This is a genomic window from Nonomuraea monospora, assembly GCF_039531895.1.
Taxonomy (GTDB): domain Bacteria; phylum Actinomycetota; class Actinomycetes; order Streptosporangiales; family Streptosporangiaceae; genus Nonomuraea; species Nonomuraea monospora.
The window spans coordinates 22664-41076 of record NZ_BAAAQX010000037.1 but is presented as its reverse complement, the minus strand read 5'-3'; the positions used below and the strand labels follow the sequence as shown (position 1 = coordinate 41076).

At 71.8% G+C, this 18413-nt stretch carries 15 protein-coding genes; 4 read left to right on the top strand and 11 right to left on the bottom strand.

What is annotated here, in order from left to right; all coding sequences use genetic code 11:
• Positions 1 to 105: 105 nt before the first annotated feature.
• Positions 106 to 2718 (top strand): methyltransferase, encoded by a 2613-nt coding sequence (locus ABD331_RS46680; RefSeq protein WP_344490610.1) that lies wholly within the window; start codon positions 106 to 108, stop codon positions 2716 to 2718.
• 1 nt (position 2719) lies between these two features.
• On the opposite strand, the gene ABD331_RS46675 is transcribed toward ABD331_RS46680, so the two are convergent.
• On the bottom strand, positions 2720 to 2926 hold the full coding sequence (locus ABD331_RS46675; RefSeq protein ID WP_344490607.1) for an MbtH family protein: 207 nt from the start codon (positions 2924 to 2926) through the stop codon (positions 2720 to 2722).
• Between the two features lie 133 nt (positions 2927 to 3059).
• On the opposite strand from ABD331_RS46675, the gene ABD331_RS46670 reads away from it, so the two are divergent.
• Positions 3060 to 3785 (top strand): helix-turn-helix transcriptional regulator, encoded by a 726-nt coding sequence (locus ABD331_RS46670; protein ID WP_344490604.1) that lies wholly within the window; start codon positions 3060 to 3062, stop codon positions 3783 to 3785.
• A 79-nt stretch (positions 3786 to 3864) separates the two neighbouring features.
• Positions 3865 to 4710, top strand: coding sequence for a hypothetical protein (locus ABD331_RS46665; protein ID WP_344490601.1), 846 nt, complete (start codon positions 3865 to 3867; stop codon positions 4708 to 4710).
• 172 nt (positions 4711 to 4882) lie between these two features.
• Here ABD331_RS46665 and ABD331_RS46660 read toward each other — a convergent pair whose 3' ends face one another.
• The 8 genes from ABD331_RS46660 to ABD331_RS46625 all read right to left on the bottom strand — a co-directional run bounded on the left by ABD331_RS46660 (position 4883) and on the right by ABD331_RS46625 (position 14263).
• Complete coding sequence (locus tag ABD331_RS46660; protein ID WP_344490597.1) at positions 4883 to 5329, bottom strand: acyl-CoA thioesterase; 447 nt, start codon at positions 5327 to 5329, stop codon at positions 4883 to 4885.
• A 2-nt stretch (positions 5330 to 5331) separates the two neighbouring features.
• The gene (locus ABD331_RS46655; protein ID WP_344490594.1) at positions 5332 to 5964 is read right to left on the bottom strand and encodes a TetR/AcrR family transcriptional regulator; all 633 of its coding nucleotides are present in this window, start codon (positions 5962 to 5964) and stop codon (positions 5332 to 5334) included.
• A gap of 48 nt (positions 5965 to 6012) precedes the next feature.
• Positions 6013 to 8556, bottom strand: coding sequence for a DUF4132 domain-containing protein (locus tag ABD331_RS46650; RefSeq protein WP_344490591.1), 2544 nt, complete (start codon positions 8554 to 8556; stop codon positions 6013 to 6015).
• A gap of 220 nt (positions 8557 to 8776) precedes the next feature.
• Positions 8777 to 10549, bottom strand: coding sequence for a DUF2339 domain-containing protein (locus ABD331_RS46645; protein WP_344490588.1), 1773 nt, complete (start codon positions 10547 to 10549; stop codon positions 8777 to 8779).
• A 494-nt stretch (positions 10550 to 11043) separates the two neighbouring features.
• Complete coding sequence (locus ABD331_RS46640; RefSeq protein ID WP_344490585.1) at positions 11044 to 11631, bottom strand: peptide deformylase; 588 nt, start codon at positions 11629 to 11631, stop codon at positions 11044 to 11046.
• A gap of 233 nt (positions 11632 to 11864) precedes the next feature.
• Positions 11865 to 12320 carry a nuclear transport factor 2 family protein gene (locus ABD331_RS46635; protein ID WP_344490582.1) on the bottom strand — a complete coding sequence of 152 codons (456 nt, stop codon included), beginning with the start codon at positions 12318 to 12320 and terminating at the stop codon, positions 11865 to 11867.
• Positions 12321 to 12402: 82 nt separating this feature from the next.
• A complete protein-coding gene (locus ABD331_RS46630) occupies positions 12403 to 13743 on the bottom strand; it encodes a DUF3500 domain-containing protein (protein WP_344490579.1) in 1341 nt (446 codons plus the stop codon).
• Between the two features lie 166 nt (positions 13744 to 13909).
• A complete protein-coding gene (locus ABD331_RS46625; RefSeq protein WP_148440977.1) occupies positions 13910 to 14263 on the bottom strand; it encodes a histone-like nucleoid-structuring protein Lsr2 in 354 nt (117 codons plus the stop codon).
• A 313-nt stretch (positions 14264 to 14576) separates the two neighbouring features.
• On the opposite strand from ABD331_RS46625, the gene ABD331_RS46620 reads away from it, so the two are divergent.
• The gene (locus ABD331_RS46620) at positions 14577 to 15872 is read left to right on the top strand and encodes a vanadium-dependent haloperoxidase (protein WP_344490574.1); all 1296 of its coding nucleotides are present in this window, start codon (positions 14577 to 14579) and stop codon (positions 15870 to 15872) included.
• A gap of 176 nt (positions 15873 to 16048) precedes the next feature.
• Here the strand turns inward: ABD331_RS46620 and ABD331_RS46615 are convergent, their stop codons facing one another.
• Both ABD331_RS46615 and ABD331_RS46610 read right to left on the bottom strand, forming a co-directional pair.
• Positions 16049 to 16603 (bottom strand): isochorismatase family protein, encoded by a 555-nt coding sequence (locus tag ABD331_RS46615; RefSeq protein WP_344490571.1) that lies wholly within the window; start codon positions 16601 to 16603, stop codon positions 16049 to 16051.
• A 178-nt stretch (positions 16604 to 16781) separates the two neighbouring features.
• Complete coding sequence (locus ABD331_RS46610) at positions 16782 to 18338, bottom strand: DUF6461 domain-containing protein (RefSeq protein ID WP_344490568.1); 1557 nt, start codon at positions 18336 to 18338, stop codon at positions 16782 to 16784.
• Positions 18339 to 18413 lie beyond the last annotated feature (75 nt).

The window sequence follows — 18413 nt, the reverse complement described above, 5'->3', positions numbered from 1 at the left end:
TGTTCATGCCGCGAAGCGTAATGAGCGAGTACTCACTCATTCAAGTGGTTTTATGGTGAGGACAGCAGACAGGAATGCGACCCTTTGGGCACGCACAGTAGTCATATGCGATGCGAACTCGATGCCGAGCAGCCACCGACGATCGCCTTGCGCCGCGCCGCCCCGCACCCACCCGGCGGGGACGACACGTGCTGGCTGCCCATGCCAGGCGTGATCCTCGCCAGAGCCGGTGAGCAGCTCGAACGGGTTCGCTCGGCCTGGCGCGCCTGCCGTTACGAACGCTTCCTGCCCGAGGCCACCCGCGCCCTCCTGCACCGCCACGCCGACGCCCTCACCCGCCTCCTCCCCACCGCCACCACCGTTCCGTTCACCATGGACGACCTTCTGGACGCCGGGCTCCTCCCCCGTCACCGGCGGTTTGCCGCACTACTCCTTCGCGTGCTGCGGGAGCACGGGCTGGCCACCTGCCCTGCGCCGGACGAGCGGTGGCTGCTCGCCGTTCCTGACGAGCCCGACGCGCTCACCCGTGAGCTTCTGCTGCGGCATCCGGCGTTCGCGGGCGAGGTGGCGGTGGCGGCTCGCATGGGGCGCCACCTCGCCGCCTTGCTGCGGGGCGAGCACGACCCCGCGGAACTACTCCGCCAGCCCTCGCACGGCGTCGCGCCCGCATCGCGCTTCACCGAACGGCTGGCGCGGGCCCTCCTCGGCCAGATCGTCGCCGCCTGGCCGGGCGACCGTCCCCTGCGCGTACTGGAGATCGGCGGCGGCACCGGAGCCACCACCGCCGCCCTCCTCCCCCTCCTGCCGCCCCGGCTCACCCGCTACACCTTCACCGACCCGGACCCGCTCGCCCTCACCGCCGCCCGCCACCGCTTCTCCGGCGCCGGCTTCCTCGACTACCAGCGGCTCGACCTCGGCACCGACCCCACGCCCCAGGGCCTGACCACCGGCGCCTGCGACGTCGTCATCGCCGCCGACACCCTGCACACCGCCCGCGACCTGCCCGCCGCACTCGACCGCGTCCGCAGCCTGCTCGCACCCGGCGGGCACCTCCTCGCCGTCGAGACCCACCACCCGGCCCTGCTCCTGGGCAGCCCCGAGGCCCTCTCGCGCGCCTGGCCCGCCGAGGACGATCCGCTGCGGGCGCGCACGTCGCTGCTGCGGCGCGAGCAGTGGGCGCCGCTGCTGCGGGAGTGCGGGTTCACGCACGTCGTGCAGTCCGGCGACGACGCCCTGCCCACTCGGGACGCCTTCTCCGTGCTGCTCGCCGCCCGGCCCCGCGCCCGTACGCCATCGCGTGGACTCCCGGCCGCCGCGCCCGAGACCCGGTGGATCATCGTGGCGGAAGGCGAGGACGGGCTGCCGCTGGCCGGAGCGGTCGCGGAGCTCCTGGTCGCGCGCGTTTCAGGCACCTCTGCGAGCAAGGGGGCCGTCGCCGTGCTCGCCGCTCAGGAGCCGGGCCACTGGCGAGAGCTCATGTCCAGCCACCCCTCCGACAAGAGAGTGGCCGTCACCTTCGTCCCATCGTCCGAACACCGCCTCGGCGCCGAACCATCCCCCACCCGCGCCCTGCAAGCCCTCGCCCGCGCCATCACCGACCTCCCCACCTCCATCAACCGCTCCCTCTACGTCGTCACCCGCCCCTCCCCGCCGAACCCGGCCGTCCACGAGACCGCCAGATCCATCGCCCGCGAACACCCCGGCCTGCACCTCCCCCACATCGACCTGCACCCCGGCGACGACCTCGCCACCGACGCCCGCAGGCTGGCCCACGAACTCCTGGCCACCCCCACCGACCACGACATCGTCCTGACCCCAAGGGGCCGCTTCGTCATCCACGAACAGCCACCCACCCCCCGCGTCTCCTACGCCCTCGACACCACCGCACCGGCGTGGACCCGCACCAGCCCACCTCCCCCGCCCGGCCCCGGCATGGTGACCATCGAGGTGCACGCCGCCACCCTGCCCGGTCAAGGGCCCGAGCCCGGCTGGTGGGCCTGCGCCGGCCGCGTCACCGCCGTGGGCAAGAACGTGCCGGGCATCAGGCGGGGCGACCGCGTGTCCGGCCTCGCCTCCGGCACGCCCGCCTCCCACACCCTCGCCTCGGCCCGCCTCCTCACCCGCACCCCGCCGGGCACGAGCGACGCCGAGGCGGCCACCGTCCCGCTGCCGCACCTGCACGCTCACCTCGCCCTGACCGTCCAGGCCAAGCTGTCACCGGACGAAACCCTGCTCCTGCACGACGACGCCACGGGCCTCGGCCTCGCGGCGCTGCGGCACGCCCTGCACTGCGGGGCCCGGGTCATCGCCGCCGCCCGCACCCCGGCCCAGCGCGACCTCCTGCTGACGCTCGGCGCGTGGCGCGTCCTCGACGCCCTCGCCCCTGACGCGCCCCGCCAGGTCCTGCGGCTGACGGACGGGCGTGGCGCCGAGGTCATGGCGGGGCCCGCGCCGTCCGGCTGGGAGCGGGCGCTGAACCCGGACGGCCGCTACGTTCAGCTCGGCGCCGCGGACCCGTCCGATCCGGACGTGTTCGCCGAGGTCATGTCGGGCGGCACGCCGGCCAGGGACGGCGGGTGCCTGCCGCTGCCGTTCAGCGCCTATCCCGCGGCGCGCGTACGGGATGCGCTGGCGTCGGCGCGGGAGGGCTCGGCCCTGGGCGAGATCGTGCTCTGCTTCGATCCGCTGGACGAGCCTCCCGCGCCCTTTACAAAGTAGATCAGCTCATGGCGCGCTGAAGGCTCAGCGGCCGCATGTCGGTCCAGCGCTCCTCGACGTACCGGAGGGCGTCGGCACGCGGACCCGGGCCGAAGGCGACCCGCCAGCCCGCGGGCACGTCGGCGAAGTCGGGCCAGAGCGAGTGCTGACCCTCGTCGTTGACGAGGACGAGGAAGATGCCGTTCTCGTCGTCGAAGGGATTCGTCACAGAACCTCCACAGGGTGATCCGGCTTCACATGGTTAGGTTAGGCATACCTAATTTTGTTGGCAAGAGTGGGGAGACGCCCCTTTTTGGCTGCTCTGTCTAGCATGGGCGGAGATCTTGCGAGGAAGGAGGCGCGTGGAAGAAAGCATGCCGCTGGGCCAGCTCGCCCGCCGGCTCGAAGAGGTGGTCAGCGAGCTGCGGGGCCTGCCCGTGGACGTCGAACGGCTGGAGGACGGCGAACTCGTCCGGCGGCGGATCGTCGAGGCGGCGGCCACGGCCCGCGAGGTGCGCGCCATGCAGCCGGTGGGGCCGGCCGAGACGGAGCGGCACGAGCACACGAGCCGGCGCGAGAACCTCGACGCCCTGGCGCGCGGCTTGAGAATGCGCACGATCGTGCACGCCGGCGTGCTCGACGAGCCGCGCAAGATGGCCAGGATCAGGCAACTGCACGCCGCCGGCGACCTGCACCGGGTGGTGGACCAGCCCATCCAGCAGTTGGTCATCTTCGACCGCACGGTGGCGTTCCTCCAGTTCACGCCCGTCGCCTACTCGCCCGGAGCGCTCGCGATCAGGCAGCAGAGCCTGATCACCGCGCTGATCGACCTGTTCGAGCAGACGTGGGAGCGGGCCCGCGAGGTCACCGAGCCGGCCCGCCGGCTCAGCTCACGCGAGCGGGAGGTGCTCGCGCTGATCGCCGAGGGACGGTCCAACGGCGCGGTCGCGCGGGCGCTGTCGATCACCGAGGCGGCCGTGGGGAAGCATGTGGCCAGCCTGTTCACGAAACTGGAGATTCCGGCCACGGCCGATGACAACCGGCGGGTGCTGGCGGTGCTCGCCTACCTGCGGGGGACGGCCAGGTAGGGCTGGCCCGACCTCGTACTCGGCTTAGGGCCCGCGCGGGCATGGGCTCGCAGGCGGTTCAATGATCAGCATGCAACGCATGACCGGACTGCTCATCGGCGCCGTCTTCGGTGCCGTCTTCGTCTTCGTGAACACGCACGATCCGCTGAGCGGCGCGGCGGTGCTCGTGCTGCGGGTGATCGCGGGGGTGGCCGCCGCCGCCGTCCTCGCCATGTGGTTCACCGCCGCCCGCAGAGAGCGGACCGGCGGCACCCCACAGGAAGCCCGCACCCAGCCTGCCCCGCACACGTCGTCCGCCGCGCACGCGCAGCTTGCCCCGCACACGTCGTCCGCCCCTCACTCGCAGCCCGCCCTGCATACGTCGCCCGCTCCTCACACGCAGCCCAACCCGCACGCTCAGCGGGCCCCGCGCGTGCAGTCCGACCCGCATGCTCAGCCCGCCCCCCACGCTCAGCCCGACCCGCACGCTCAGCCCGACCCGCATGCTCAGCCCGCCCCCCACGCGCATGCCGCCCCGCACGCGCAGGCCGCCTCTCAGGAAGCCCGCACGCGGCGGGACGGCGGCGGCGCTCCCCGGGGAGGCATGTTCGGGCGGGGCTATCTCGCCGTCGTGGTCGTGGAGGCGATCATGCTGTTCGGCGGCCTCCGGGTGCTCGCCGCGCTGGAAGCCCCCGAGCAGGCCAACGTGGCGTGGGTGGCGCTGGTGGTGGGCGTGCACTTCGTCGTCCTGGCCCCCATCTGGAAGAGCTGGGACATCGCCGTCCCCGGCGCGGTGCTCACCCTGCTCGGCATCGCGGGCCTCGCCCTCGCGCCGACGTCCGTCGCGGCCTGGGTGCCCATCCTCAGCGGCGTGCTGTCGGGGATCGTCCTGCTGGCGGGCACCGTGACGGTGAGCTGGCGAAGCGTCGCGACCCGCACGCCGTGATCACCTCGCTCACGGACGCCGGAAAGCATCGTGAGCGTGCTGGTCAGCCACATATTCCCAGCGTTGCGTGACCAGCCCTCGCTCAATGTGGAAGACATTGGAGTCGTCCATGCTGACCCGTTCTCCGCGACGCCCCGCCGTCCAGCGGTGGAGGGTAATCTCATGGGAGATCTCAGCACGCCGCCGCCCGTTGCAACAATGGCTCGGCGGCGGTGCGGAGTTCGTCGCTGAAGGGGGTGGGACGCAAAGTCGCCGGGTCGAGATTCACATTCACCCGGTAACCGTCGGCGTGCACCACTTCCCGTTCAGGCGACACCACGCGAAACCCGTACACACCGCTGGTCCGCCCCAACCGCTCGATCCAGAAATGCACCAGAGGCTCGCCCGCCCCCACGATCGGCGCGTGATAAGTCACCTTGAACTCCCGCACCGCCAGGAACACGTCCTTGAAAGCCGACCGCGCCGCGTCAGGCGACCACCCCAGCCGCTGCCAATAGGCACTGATGGCCCGCTCCACCAGCAGCGCGTACCGGGAATTGTGCAGCAACCCCATGGCGTCGAGGTCGTCGAAATGCACCTGGACCGGCTCGTACACGCCGTCGTCGTCCACCATTGTCATGATCAGTCCTCCGGGAGAAGTGCGGGGTCGGGGCAGAGCGCGCGCAGGCGCTGCAGGACGGCGCGGCGGGCATGCGTGAGGGCGGCGGATCCGTCGTGCAGGCGGGAGTGGATGATCACCATCTCGCCGAGCGCGTCGATCTCGTACGCGAGCTGCGCCGGATCCGCGCCGTCCACCAGCTCGCCCAGCTCCTTGGCCTCGGCCACCAGCCGCTGGATGAACTCCTGCCACTCGCGCATGGCCCGCGCCACCCGATCGTGCACGGCCCCCGGCCGGTCGTCGAACTCGGCCTGGACGGTGAAGAAGAAGCACCCGCCGGGCAGCACGCCGTCGCCGTAGAACCGCAGCCGCGCCTCGTGCAGCGCGAACAGCCGCCGCACGCCGGCGGGAGCGCCCATGGCGGGTGCGACGACGTGCTCGCGCCACTGGCGGGTGGCCCACTCCACGGCGTCGAGCTGCAGCTCCTCCTTGTCGCGCCAATGAGCGAAGAATCCGGACTTGCTGGTGCCGGTGGCCGTCGCCAGCCGTCCGAGCGAGAGCCCGTCCAGCCCTTCGACGGAGGCCAGCCCCACCGTCCGCTCGAGAATCGCCTCCCGGCTGCGCAACCCGCGCAGCCGTCGGCCGTCCTGTGTCATGCCGCCCAAACTATATGAACGACCGGTCGGTTGTATAGTTGCCCGCGATCAGGAGCCGCCCTCCTTGATCTGCCGGAGAATGGTCTCATCGGTGATCTCCGTATCCCTGGCCAGGAGGAAGGCCTTGCTGAGGATGAGCGCCAGGCGGTCGTCCTCCTCGAACGGCAGGAACAGCCGCCCGTCGCGGCGCCGCTCGGGCACGATGCACAGGTAGACGTCGCCGGGGTCCATGAGGATGTTCGCGCTGCCCAGGTGGATCTTGTACGTGCGCAGGTCGCCCCGCACCACCAGGAACCGGTCGGTCAGCGTGCAGCGCCCGCCGATCGCCGTACGGGGCAGGATGCGGGTCAGGGCGTCGCGCCGCACCTCGCCCGAGGGCTGCAGGGCGCCGACGGAGGTGTCGCGCCAGTAGGTCAGGTGGCGGTCGTCACCCCGGTCGGTCCAGTCCGGGTCGGCCGCGATGGACGTCACGGCCACGAACAGGTCCACGTCCCGCATGGCCTCGCTGAACACCAGCGTCGGCACCTCCGCCAGCGGCGCCTCCAGCCAGCCGCCCTGGTCGTCGCGCCGCTGGAAACGCACCTGGTCTGTGGCGGCGCACTCGCCTGCACCGTCGTAGAGATAGTCGTGGTGGAACGCCACCCGCCAGCGACCCTCCGCCAGCACCCGGGTGGCCGCGTCGGTGCCGCCGCCGTCCCACGGGCCCAGCATCTTGGAGTCCCAGTTCCTGGCTCGGAACATCGCGTAGAGGCGGCGGTAGTCGACGACGTGGGCGGCGAAGCGGTTGGAGTAGACGGCGGTCTGCTCCTCGGCCGGGGTCAGGGGGTAGACCTCGCGGAAGGCCTGTTTGAACGGCTGCCTGACCCGCCCCTCGGTCACAACCTCCCGCCACCGCGCCGTCTCACCGGCCTCCGCCCGCGCCGGATGCCACAACCGCACCCGCGCCCGTCCTGCTTCCGATGGGATGTCCGCCGCGTCCGGCTGCGACGCGAAGTCGGGTGACAGAGCCCGCCGCTCCGGCTCAGAGGCGGGCGGCAGGGCCCGGTGCTCCCCCGCCGCATCCGGTATCGGCGCGAGCGAGGGCGGCATGGTCAGCCGCTCCCCCGCCGCCTGCGACTCCGGCGCGAAGGCGGGCGGGAGGGTGCGCCACTCGCCCGGGGCGACCTCCACCTCCCAGATCAACCGATCCGCCACCGTACCCGCGATCGGATGCCCGGCGATCCGCTCGCGCCACACCCCGTACGGCCAGGACATCTCCCCCGCGAACCCGCCCTCAAGAGCCCGGCACAGCGTCGTCACCTGCCGCCGCACCTGCTTGACCAGCTCACGCAGCCGCTTGACCTCCTCGGCATGCTCCCTGCGCACCGCCGCCGGCACGCTCTTCAGCGCCTTCCCACCCTGACGGAACCCCAGCTCGAACTCACCGCCCACGCCGGGTTCGACCACCGCCGTGCACTCCCCCAACGGCACCTCCAGCCGCCCTCCCGCCGAGAACCCCAGGTCCGGCATGCGGAAGGCCACCTCGACCCGATCGGCCAGCCCCGGCTCCGCCTTCTTGATCATGCGATCGAGCTGCTTGACCACCCCGGCGTGCCGCGTCGCCGCCCGCGCCGCCCGCAGCGCCGTGATCGCCTCGGGCGTCGGGAACCGCCCCACCGCCCGGCCGATCTCGAACAGCAGCGCCTGCGACGGCAACGTCTTGGCCGCCGTCGGCGCGACGGCCACGCGGGCCAGCAGGCTGTCGAGCAGCTCGGGCAGCCAGGGTGCGTCGCAGTGCAGCGCCAGACAGGCGGCGCGGCCGAGCGCCGGCACCTCGGCCGCGCTGAACGCCTTGTCGGCCCGGTACGGAAGCTCGCCCGCGTGAATGGCGGCCAGCCTGGCATCGGCGGCCTCCAGCGCGGAACGGGCGAAGGTCGCGTACGGCATCAGGGCGGCCAGCCGATCCCACACGTCCGGCAATTCGGGCGGGGAGCCGTACGAGCGGGGCCCGATCTCGGCCACCAGCGCCCTGTCGGCGGGGCCCAGCCCCAGCACCACGTCACGTTCGGCCACCGCCAGCGACTCCTGCGGCTCGTCCATCCCCTCCAGACCTGTCACCGCCGGCGACTCCTGCGACCCGTTCATCGGCTTGCCCGCCCCTCCCATCCCGGCCAAGCCGGCCACCGCGAGCAGTGCGTACGGCTGCTCGAAGCGCGCATTCGCCACCATGGACTCGATCAGCACCCGCGCGGGCTCCACCAGCGCGGCCGCCGGTACACCGCCGGGGCAGCGCAGCAGCGCGCCGGCCGCCAGGCACACGTCGGCCCACTTGCGTCTGGCCAGCCCTTCGACCAGCGCCTCGTACAAGGCCAGGCAGGACTCGGGGGTGAACTCCGGTTGCCGCTGCCTGACCTCGCCCTCGACGGCGAACCGCATCGACATGGCGGGGCCGCCGCCGCCCGTGGTGCGGTAGGCGAGCGGCAGGAGGTGGCCCAGGTCGAGGGCCGTCAGCCGGGACGTGTCGGGCCACGGGTCGGGGTAGCCGCTGCCGGGCTCGGTGAGGTGGCGGTGGAGGTGGCGGGCCTCGGGGGAGAGCGGGTCGGTCACGTTCACGAGTCAGTAGGTTGCCGTAAGCCACCGACAAAAAGCGATCAGGTGGCGAACGAGGTTGAGCGAGGTGAGGGAGCGGGGGTAGCCGGCCAGGTGACCGAGGCGAGGTGAGCGGGCCTTGACGGCGGCGAGCGGGGTCTGGGGGCCGAGTGGGCCTGGGCGACGCGGGACGAGCGGGCCGGGGAGAGGCAGTGCGGGTAGGCGAGCCGGGGGCGGGCGTCACTTACTGGCGATGAACGACCTTCTTCGCGGACCGCCCCGGATACACAACGATCAGGTGTTCCTCGGAGCCGCCCCTCTCCCGCTCCCCCGCACGCGCGTGAACCCGCATCCGGTACCGCCCAGGCCCATCAACGGCGAGGTCCGGCAGCGGCCCGAGCGCCCCGCTCTCACCCCCCTCCGGGTACGGCGGGACGCCGATGTGCCCGCCCCGGCTGACGATGCCCACCTCCACCACCCGATCCCAGCCCTTGAGCCGCAACGGCGGAGCACTGCGAAAGGCCTTCACCGTGAGGCACATGGGCTCGTTCTCACCGAAGGTCATGATGACGGCGCTACTCCCCGCGGCATGAACGAACCCGTCGTCGATCGCCTCGAACACATCTCCGTCAGGCCCGCCCTCCGTGTCGTCCCGGTCGTCGTGGACGTAGTAGCCGCCCCCTTCGAAGAGCTGGTACGCGGCCGTCCCCTGCCGCACGGCGCGCACCTGAGGCCACGGGTCGGCGCATCGGGCGTTGGCCTCGGCGAGCCTGGCCCGCCACGCGGCCTGCTCCCGCTCACGTCGCCGCTGGGCGTGTGCCGCCTGCGCCCGGTGCTGGGCCGCGGCGCCGGGGCACAGGAACTCCAGCGCGTCACCGACCTGGGTCGTGTCAGTCGGGTCCGTGCCCAGGCGCCGCAGCGACGCATGCCTTTTCTGGACGTCCGGAGTCGCGCACAGCCGTCTGCCGTGGGCCACGACCTGCTGGTCCGGCAGGTCGGAGGGGAACATCGGCGTCCCGGATGAGGCGTCCCTGGCGAGGCAGAGGAACGTGGCGCGCCGGTCCTGCGGGCGGGTGCCGGCGTAGGGGCGGAGCCGCCCGGCGCAGTCCTCCTCGGCGCCGGTGAAGCTGTGCCGGGCGTCTTCCTCCGCGCCGACCGCGAGCAGCGGCAGCAGCAGCGCGACGGGCAGGAGCGACCGCGTCCTCCAGGCCCGCCGCCGGTGGACGGTTCGTCCTGGCTGGGCGAGCTCGTGTGCGGTGCGGGCCAGCCAGACCGTGGAGAGCGCGTCCAGCGCGTCGGACACGATCCCTGAGCCGCTGGGCAGGACGACGTTCAGGGCGATCAGGAGCAGCGGCGCGACCAGGGCGACCCATCCGATGGTGACCGTGGCGGCGCTCCACCGCCCGTCGCGGCGCTGCCCGAGGAGGATCGTCACCGTGAACGCGATGCTCGCCAGCCCCAGCACCCACAGCGCCGCAGGCGTCACCTGAAAGAACAGCGAGAGCGGCAGCGAGCCGATCAAGCCGAGCGCGAGGGCGATCACCCGGAACCGCGCCCGGACCCCCGACAGCACGCGCACCCACAGGACCATCGTGGCGGCCCACAAGACCCGGCTCACGACGATCTCCGCGACGTCGGGCAGGTCCTCCACCAGTTCCCAGATCAGCAGATCCCCGGCGATGCCCAGGTAGAGCAGCCGCCGCAGCCAGACCACACCACCGGGTAAGCCCGCAAGGCGCGGCAGCGCGGGACCGCGCAGCACCTGCCACACCATCCACGCGTTGAGCCAGCCGATCGCGACGAGCATCGGCCCCAGCCAGGACCCGTGCAGGATGACGGGCCACGCCTTCATGCCCGTCGCGGCGATCGACAGCGCCACCAGGTCGCGGGACACGACGGCGTATCCGGTGGCGGCGATCACGGCCGTCAGGTAGAGCGCGGCGACGACGGCGGCCGGGCGTCCGCAGCGGTAGCGGCCGGCGACGGCCCAGAGGTGAGTGACGATGCGCAAGATCATAACGGCGGACGAGGCGGGTACCGCCGTTCCTACCGTCCGTCCGTCCCTGGTCGGCGACCCCGGCCCTCGGCGAAGCTCGTCCCCATGACCATGACTTTCACCCATGACCATGTCGGCATCAGCGTGACGCCCGAGGACCTCGACGCCACCATCGAGTGGTACGCGGCCAAGCTCGGCTTCTCGGTCGAGCAGCGGTTCGAGGCGCACGGCACGACGTTCGCATCGCGTTCGTCACCGACGAGCTCGGCACCGTCATCGAGCTCGCCGAGCGCGGGCCACGACACTGATCCGGAACGCCCGCGCGGACCACGATCTCGGCGGCGGGTTCTGCCGCCGCGGCGATCACAAGGCCGGCGGCATGCGGCCGTGCGGAAACAGCGGGTTCCCGGTGTCGCCCGGCACGTCCGACCGGCTCCGGCGGCTGCTGGATCCCGCCAAGGTGGCCCTGCCGACCCTGGTGGCGGCCTTCACCCCACGCCTACCGGCTCCTCGACTTATTTCATGAAGGCCCAGAAGCGCTCGTAGTTGCCGGTGGTCGACAACGTGCGCGGCTCGGCCCTGTCCAGGTACAGGATTCCGTTGAGGTGGTCGGTCTCGTGCTGTGCGATGCGCGCCGGCCAGCCCGACAGCTCCGTCTCGTACGGGCGCCCGTCGCCGTCGGAGGCCGACAGCCGCACCCGCGCGTGGCGCGCGACGACCGCGGTCAGCCCCTCGACGCTCAGGCAGCCCTCGTAGAAGGCGTGGTAGCGCGACCCGACGGGGGTGACGACGGGGTTGACGAGCTCCAGCCTCGGCTGCGGCACCCGTTCCCGCTCGGCGGCGATCTCCTCGGGGACCTCGGCCGGGTCCTCGATGACGGCCAGCGCCAGCGGGATGCCGACCTGCGGGGCGGCGATCCCCACCCCGACGCCCGGCAGGTGCGCGAACATCGCGTCGAGCAGCTCGCGCAGCAGGGCGCCGGGCAGTTGCCCGTCGTACCGTTCGGCCGGGCCGCGCAGCACCGGGTCGCCGACCTGCGTGACGGACCAGGGCCTGGGCGCCGCCAGCAGGGCCTGCACCTGCTCGATCAGCTTGTCGCTCATCGGGCGCCTGCCACGGTCGCCGGGCGGGTGCTGCCGGTGGGGGTGGGCTCGGGTGCCATGGGCGGAGGGGTCCTCTCGTTCAGCGGTCGCTGAGCAGACGGTAGAGCATCCGCCCGCCGAAGCGCAGCACCGGCCCCGGTACCAGGCGGGAAGCCCCGGACCGGGAGCCTCGGACGGGAAGCCCCAGGAGGGGGAGCCTCGGGCAAGGAGCCTCGGGCGGGGCGGCGATCCGGTCAGCGGCGTGGAGTCGAGGCCGGGACGGGCGAGCCCGTCAGCGGTGTCGAGTCGTGGTAGCGCACCTCGTACACCCGCTCGGTGAACCTCCACCCATCCCCGGTCCGCCTGTACTGATCGTGGTAAATGGCGAAGTTGAACTCCGACCGCCCATCCACCAACCGCCCGACCTCCTGCATGTACGCACGTCCGTGAGCAGTGTCCCCCTCAATCCGAATCACCCCGGGATGCGTCGTCTGCACCAGGAACTCCACGAACCCCGGCACTCGCCTGCCCCACGTGCGGATCTCCTCGGGCCCGGCCAGCTCGGCCGGAATGTTCGGCATGCGCAGCACACCGTCCGGCGTGAACAACGACGCCAGACGGTCGTAGTCCCGCATCATCGCCGCGTCGGTGAACTCCCCGCGCAACGCCTCGATCTCGACCCGGTCGGCGATGGCCTGAAAGTCGCTCATTCTCGGTCTCCTGGTTTGTCGGTTTTCTCCTCAGAGGTACGACGAGAAGAAAGGCCGGAATGTGAGGCGCGGGCGGCAGGGCTCAGTGGTCGGTCGCCAGGTGCAGTTTGAGCAGGTCCACGCCGTAGTCGTTGCCGTTCGGGGTGCGGATGATCGTGTGGATGTGCTGCTGCGTGGGGTCCCCGCCCATCGGCCCGCCCGGCATGCCGCCGCCCGGAGACCCTGTCGGGGTGCCGCTCTGCCTGGTCACCGCCTTCTCGCCGTACGCGAGCGGCGACTGCGCGTCGTACTCGATGAGCACGACCGGGCTGTGCACCCGGTAGTAGAACGCGGAGTCGTCGCCGCTCTCGCCGATCCAGTAGAAGTAGGTCTTCGCGACGTGCTCGCGCACCTCCTTCATCCGCACCTCGGCGTGCGCGTCGTCCAGGTAGCCGACGTAGACGCCGACCAGGTCGAGCAGCTTCTGCCTCTGCTCGGCGGTCATCTCGGAGCCGGGCAGCCCCTGGTAGGGCAGCTCCAGGTTGTCCGCGCCCGCGCCGGCCTTCATGTTCACGCCGCTCTTCTGCTCCGACGTGGAGACGGCCTTGGCGCGCTGCTCGCCGGTGAGGGCGCGCAGCATGGCCAGCCCCGCCCGCGTCTCCTTCTGGAACGTGGTGATCTGCTCGCCCTGGTAGGTGGCCGAGGTCGGCTCCGAGCCCATGAACGTCGGCGTCATGACGACCTGGTCGCCGAGGACGAAGTAGTTGATGGCCAGGTGGTGGCCCTCGTACTGGAAGCCCCACGGGTCGGTGGCGGACGGCGTGCCCATGAACGTGAAGAAGTAGTGGCCCTCGGTGAGGGTCTGCTTGCCTCCGCCGTTGTAGTCGCCGAGGAACGCGTTCAGCTTCATGATGTTGCGGCTCTGGGTGAGCCCGTCGGCGGACAGGGCCGCGCCGAGCAGCGCGTAGCCCAGCTCGCGCTGCGCCTCGGTGAGGTCGCCCATGCGGACGCCCTCGCGGTCGTACCCGTCGACGTTGCTCCAGGCCAGCCACTCGTCGGCCCGCACGTCGAACAGAGTCTCGCCGCGCTGCTCGGCGGAGAGCCCGGCCAGGAACGCCTGGGCGGCCTTGACGATCGCGGCGGTGGAGACGCCCGTGGAGTGAACGGCGTAGAGGTCCTCGACGACCTTGCCGTCGGTGGTGACGCCGACAAAGTCCTTGTATTTCACCTCGCTCGCGCCCGGGCCCATCCCGCCGCCGCCGGGCGGGCCGCCGGTCGGCCCGCCGGTCGCGGTGGCGGTGGCGGTGGGTGACGTGGTGGTGTCTCCGGCAGCGCAGCCGGTCATGGTCGCCACGGCGGCGACGCCGCCGAGAAGCAGCGCCCTGTTCAGGAACCAGCGGCGGCTGCGCTCCGCTTCCGGGGTACGAGGTGCGTGTCCGTGCATGTCGTCAATGTCGGGGGCCAAGATGAGGAACGGCTGAACGGACCCTTTGAAATGGCTTGCCCGGGCAACTGCGCGCTTTATGCCGGCCGTATGCGCGGGCGCTAATCGGCCGTGGCGCGGACAAGAGGAAAGGCCCCCTATTCCAGAGGGCCTTTCGCGGGCGAATCTAGTGCGCGGCCTCGTACTTCTGGATCACCGACGAGGCGATGCGGCCCCGCTCACTGACCGGCAACCCGTGCGCCTTCGCCCACTGCCGGATCTCCTGGCTCTTCTCCTTGCTCATGGCCCGCGTCGCGCCGCCGGTGGGGCGGCGGCCGCGGGGCCTCGACGTGGCAACCGGTTCGTCGCGGCGCGCCTTGGCGATGAAGGGCGCCAGGGCCGCGCGCAGCCTGTCCTCGTTCTCGGGCTTCAGATCCATCACGAACCGGTCGCCCTTGATGCTGAAGGAGACCGGGTTCTCGTCCTCCATCGGGGAGCCGTCGAAGTCGTCCGTGATCGTTTCAATCAACCTCTTGGCCATGCTGGCACTCCAATTCAGCCCCAGGTTGTGCGGTACTGTAGCGCGTCGCGCGATGCCGTCAAGCCGTATCGAGATTTACCGGAAATTTTCTGTGCGCGGAGTGGCGGATCAGCATGAGTTCGCCTTGGTCATTCTAACTGAATTAATCTCCGCATCGGAAGATTCCATCATCCAGGGCGACACATTGAGCGGTCACCCGTTTCTCCGGAACCCACCCAGCAGCAGGGTCCCGGACCCTTTCGGATATGTCAATATGGACGTTTCGACCACTCGGCCGCTGTGATGAATGCGGCTGGGGAAGTAATTTGCTGCCATGCCGAGGTCATGGGGCGCAGGTGCCGTCCTCCCGCGCAGGACCGCTCGCCTTTCCGTCGCGATCGCCGTCATCGTGGGAAGCTGGGCCGGCGCACCGGCCGCCGCCGCCCTCCACGACGCCGTCACCGCACCCGATCCCATCATCGTCTGGGACAGACACGCCCAGACCGCCATCTACGAGATCGCCCGCCAGCCGCCCCAGGTCACCTCGCGCGGCTTCGCGATGGTGCACGGGGCCGTCTACGACGCGGTCAACGCCATCGCGGGCGCCCCGTACCAGCCGTACCTGGTCGCGCCGCGCGCCACCGGGCGCGAGTCGACGAGCGCGGCCGTCGCCACCGCCGCGCACCTCGTCCTGGACGCCCTCTTCCCCGCCCAGCACGACCGCCTGGCCGCCGAGTACGACAAGGCGCTGGCGCAGATCCCCGACGGCGCCGCCAAGCAGCAGGGCATCGCCATCGGCACGCGGACGGCCACCGCGATGATCGCCGCCCGCCAGAACGACGGCGCCTTCGGCGACCAGACCTGGCCCGTCGGCACCCAGCCCGGCCAGTGGCGGCCCACGCCTCCCGCCTTCGCCTCCGACGGCGCCTGGGTCGGGCAGGTGAAGCCGTTCGTCATCCCCAGCGCGGCCATGTTCCGCACCTCGGGGCCGCCCGCGCTCACCACCCGCCGCTACGCCCGCGACCTGAACGAGGTCAAGACCATCGGCTCGGCCGCCAGCACCACCCGCACCACCGACCAGACGCAGGCCGCGATCTGGTGGCACGACCGCCGGCTGGCCGAATGGGAGATCAAGCGGCAGCTCGCCACGTCCCAGCGGCTGGACACGCTGCGGACGGCGCGCATGTTCGCCATGACGAACCTGGCGGAGGCCGACGCCACCATCGCCTGCTTCAACGAGAAGGCGGCCTGGACGTCGTGGCGGCCCGTCACCGCGATCCGGCTCGCCGACACCGACGGCAACCCGGCCACGTCCGCCGACCCGGAGTGGACGCCGCTGCTCGTCACCCCGCCGCACCCCGACTACACCTCCGGGCACGCCTGCTTCACGGCGGCGAGCATGGCGGCGCTGGCCCGCTTCTACGGGCGCGACGACATCCCGTTCAGCGGCTACAGCGCCGACTCGGGGACCACGCGGCACTTCGGGAGCTTCTCGCAGGCTCTTGACGAGGTGATCGAGGCGCGGGTGTGGGGTGGGATCCACACGCGGGCGGCGGATGTGGCGGGGGCGGGCATCGGGAAGAACGTCACGGCCTACGTGGTCGCACACGCCTTCCGCCCGCGACGCTGACGCGAGGGGTGAGCGACTGAGGCCGGGACGCCCGACGCGCGGGGGCGTCAGGCGCTGTGGTCGGGGACGCCGGCGCGGGGGGCGTCAACGGCTGCAGCCCAGGACCCCGACGCGAGGGAGTCACCTGCTGACGCCCACGCGGAGTCGTCACCGGCTCGGATCCGCGCGAGGGGTCGTCACCGGCTGAAGTCGACGTCCTTCGTCTCGACCGTGCCACCCGTGCGGCCGGGCGCCGTCTGGTGCCTCCAGTACAGGTTCGTGTGCGCGATGACCTGGTCCGGCGGCGGCGCGCCCCACTCCGACATGTCCTCCGTCGTGTGCGCGTCGCTGACGAGGATCGCGTCGTACCCCCTGACGAGCGCGCCGTGCAGCGTCGAGCGGATGCAGGCGTCGGTCTGCGCCCCGGCCACGACCAGCCGCCCCACCTCCAGCCCCGCCAGCACGCTCTCCAGCGTGGTGTCCTCGAAGGAGTCGAGGTAGGTCTTCTCCACCAACGGCTCGTCGTCGCCCCTGGACAGCTCGGCGACGATCTGCCAGCTGTCGCTCTCGCGGGGCATGCCCTCGTCGTTGTGCTGCACCCAGACGACGGGGACCTGCTCGACCCGCGCCTTGTCGACGAGGCTCGCCACGTTGGCCACCACGGCGTCGCGGGCGTGGGCCTCTCCCACGGTGCCGTTCTGTACGTCGATGACGAGGAGCGCGGTCTTCGGCCGGTTCTCCAATGTGGTCACGTCTGTCCCCTTTGTGCTTGTCGTGGAGAGACCGTACACCTGTCGCGGTCTTCCTGGTAGGTGGTGAATGTGCAGGTAGCGGGCTTGCGATCGCGCCGGGGCCGTCCGTTCGGTCGAGCCAGGCCGGCGCTCCCGTCAGGCCGGGCCGTCCCTTCTGTCAGGCTGGCCGTCCGTTCCGTCAGACTGGGCCGTCCGTTCGGTGCCAGACCAGCGCCTCCGTCAGGCCGGGGCCGGCGCGCAGCATCGCGGCGACGTCCGCCGCTCGCTCGGGAGCGGTCAGGACCTCAGCGCCGTAGATCAGGGTGGTGTGGGTGTTGTAGGCGGCCCTCCTGGGGTCGGGTAACAGGGCGTGCCGTACGGAGATCGCCGCCTGCCAGCGCGGCCGGACCGCCTCCCGCTCCGCCTTGTCCGGCCGGTGATGCCACTTGCAGCTGGGGCAGGCGGGCATGCCGGTCGCGTTCTCGGTGGAGAAGATGTTGCGGCCACGCACGCCGCCTTGGCCGCCCGACGCCGGCGCGCCCGGATCCGGGCCGCCGACCGGGAAGAGGCGCGGATCAGCGGGCGGGCCGGTCATCCATTCGCCGGTGGCCGCGTCGATCGGATGGCCGGTCAGCTCCGACTCGTAGTCGCGGATGAGCGCGGCGAGCGGAGAGTCGTCGTCGCGGATGGGCCGGGCGCCCGGGGAGTCACATCCGGCCGGACTCGCCTCACTCCGCCCGGCCTCGCCCCGCTCGACCCCACCTCGCTCGACCTCGGCCCGCCCGGCCTCGCCCCGTTCGATTTCGCCCCGTTCGACCTTGCCCCGCTCAGCCTCCCCCCGCTCAGCCTGGCCCTGCTCAGCCTGGCCCCGCTCGCCCTCACCCCGCTCATTCCCGCCCCGCTCGGCCTGGCCCCGCTTGCTCTCGCCCTGGTCAGCCTCACCCCGCTCAACCCCACCCCGTTCGGCCTCGGCCAGGGCGGCGGTCAGCACTGGGTGGGAGGCCACGCCGGCCACCTCGCACTGGCGGCGGGCCTCGGCGAGCGCGGCCCGCCGCTGGAGGACGGGCGGGGCGTCGTCGATGGCCTGGGCGAGCTCCGGGTGGAAGACCCGCAGGACGCTACGGGCGAGCGGGTCGCCTTCCTGGGGATCGGCGGGGGCGGCGTCGGTGATGACCCCGCCCAGCAGCGGCATGTCCAGCAGCGCAGGGGTGAAGAGCACGCCGGAGATGCGGGAGGCCAGGGTGAGGGCCGCAGGAACGGTGCCGGGGAGGTACTGGAGCTCCTCGTCCGGTTCGGGTTCCAGGCCCAGCTCGCGCAGGTCTTCGTTCAGCGCGTCGGGGTGGGTGCCCCAGCGCTCGTGGGGCAGCTGCGGGCGGAACGCCGTCCGGATCCGGCCGTCCACGGCGTGCTCGAAGTCGTGGGCCGCCGCGTAGTCGTGGCGCATCACGGACACGGGCTCGCCGCCGTCACGGGTCAGCTCGCGCAGGGTCTCGGCGCGGGTGCCCTCCCAGCCTCCGTGCTCGAAGGCGATCGTCCAGTCACCGGCCCGGGTCACCAGCACCAGGTCACCGCAGCCTTCGGTCGCCTCCATGCACTCCACGACCTCATCGTCGTCCACGGGGTGGATGTTCTGGTCGACCACGCCGAACCGCCGGAGCGTCTCGCGCTCGTCCAGGCCGCGGACGAAGGTGACGGTGAAGATCTCCTCCGCCCAGTCGCGCACCCACGCGTAGTCGGAGAGCATGACCTTGCTCATCGGGCTCCTTTTCTCATGGTCGCGGCGAGTATGGCAGGCGGGTCCGACAAGTTGGCCGCGTCGTCGTGGCGGCGG

Coding starts and splice junctions, on each gene's coding strand:
- ABD331_RS46625 (WP_148440977.1), bottom strand. CDS start 14,263: ATGGCCAAGAGGTTGATTGAAACGATCACGGACGACTTCGACGGCTCC.
- ABD331_RS46680 (WP_344490610.1), top strand. CDS start 106: ATGCGATGCGAACTCGATGCCGAGCAGCCACCGACGATCGCCTTGCGC.
- ABD331_RS46635 (WP_344490582.1), bottom strand. CDS start 12,320: ATGAGCGACTTTCAGGCCATCGCCGACCGGGTCGAGATCGAGGCGTTG.
- ABD331_RS46640 (WP_344490585.1), bottom strand. CDS start 11,631: ATGAGCGACAAGCTGATCGAGCAGGTGCAGGCCCTGCTGGCGGCGCCC.
- ABD331_RS46655 (WP_344490594.1), bottom strand. CDS start 5,964: ATGACACAGGACGGCCGACGGCTGCGCGGGTTGCGCAGCCGGGAGGCG.
- ABD331_RS46660 (WP_344490597.1), bottom strand. CDS start 5,329: ATGACAATGGTGGACGACGACGGCGTGTACGAGCCGGTCCAGGTGCAT.
- ABD331_RS46645 (WP_344490588.1), bottom strand. CDS start 10,549: ATGATCTTGCGCATCGTCACTCACCTCTGGGCCGTCGCCGGCCGCTAC.
- ABD331_RS46630 (WP_344490579.1), bottom strand. CDS start 13,743: ATGCACGGACACGCACCTCGTACCCCGGAAGCGGAGCGCAGCCGCCGC.
- ABD331_RS46620 (WP_344490574.1), top strand. CDS start 14,577: ATGCCGAGGTCATGGGGCGCAGGTGCCGTCCTCCCGCGCAGGACCGCT.
- ABD331_RS46610 (WP_344490568.1), bottom strand. CDS start 18,338: ATGAGCAAGGTCATGCTCTCCGACTACGCGTGGGTGCGCGACTGGGCG.
- ABD331_RS46665 (WP_344490601.1), top strand. CDS start 3,865: ATGACCGGACTGCTCATCGGCGCCGTCTTCGGTGCCGTCTTCGTCTTC.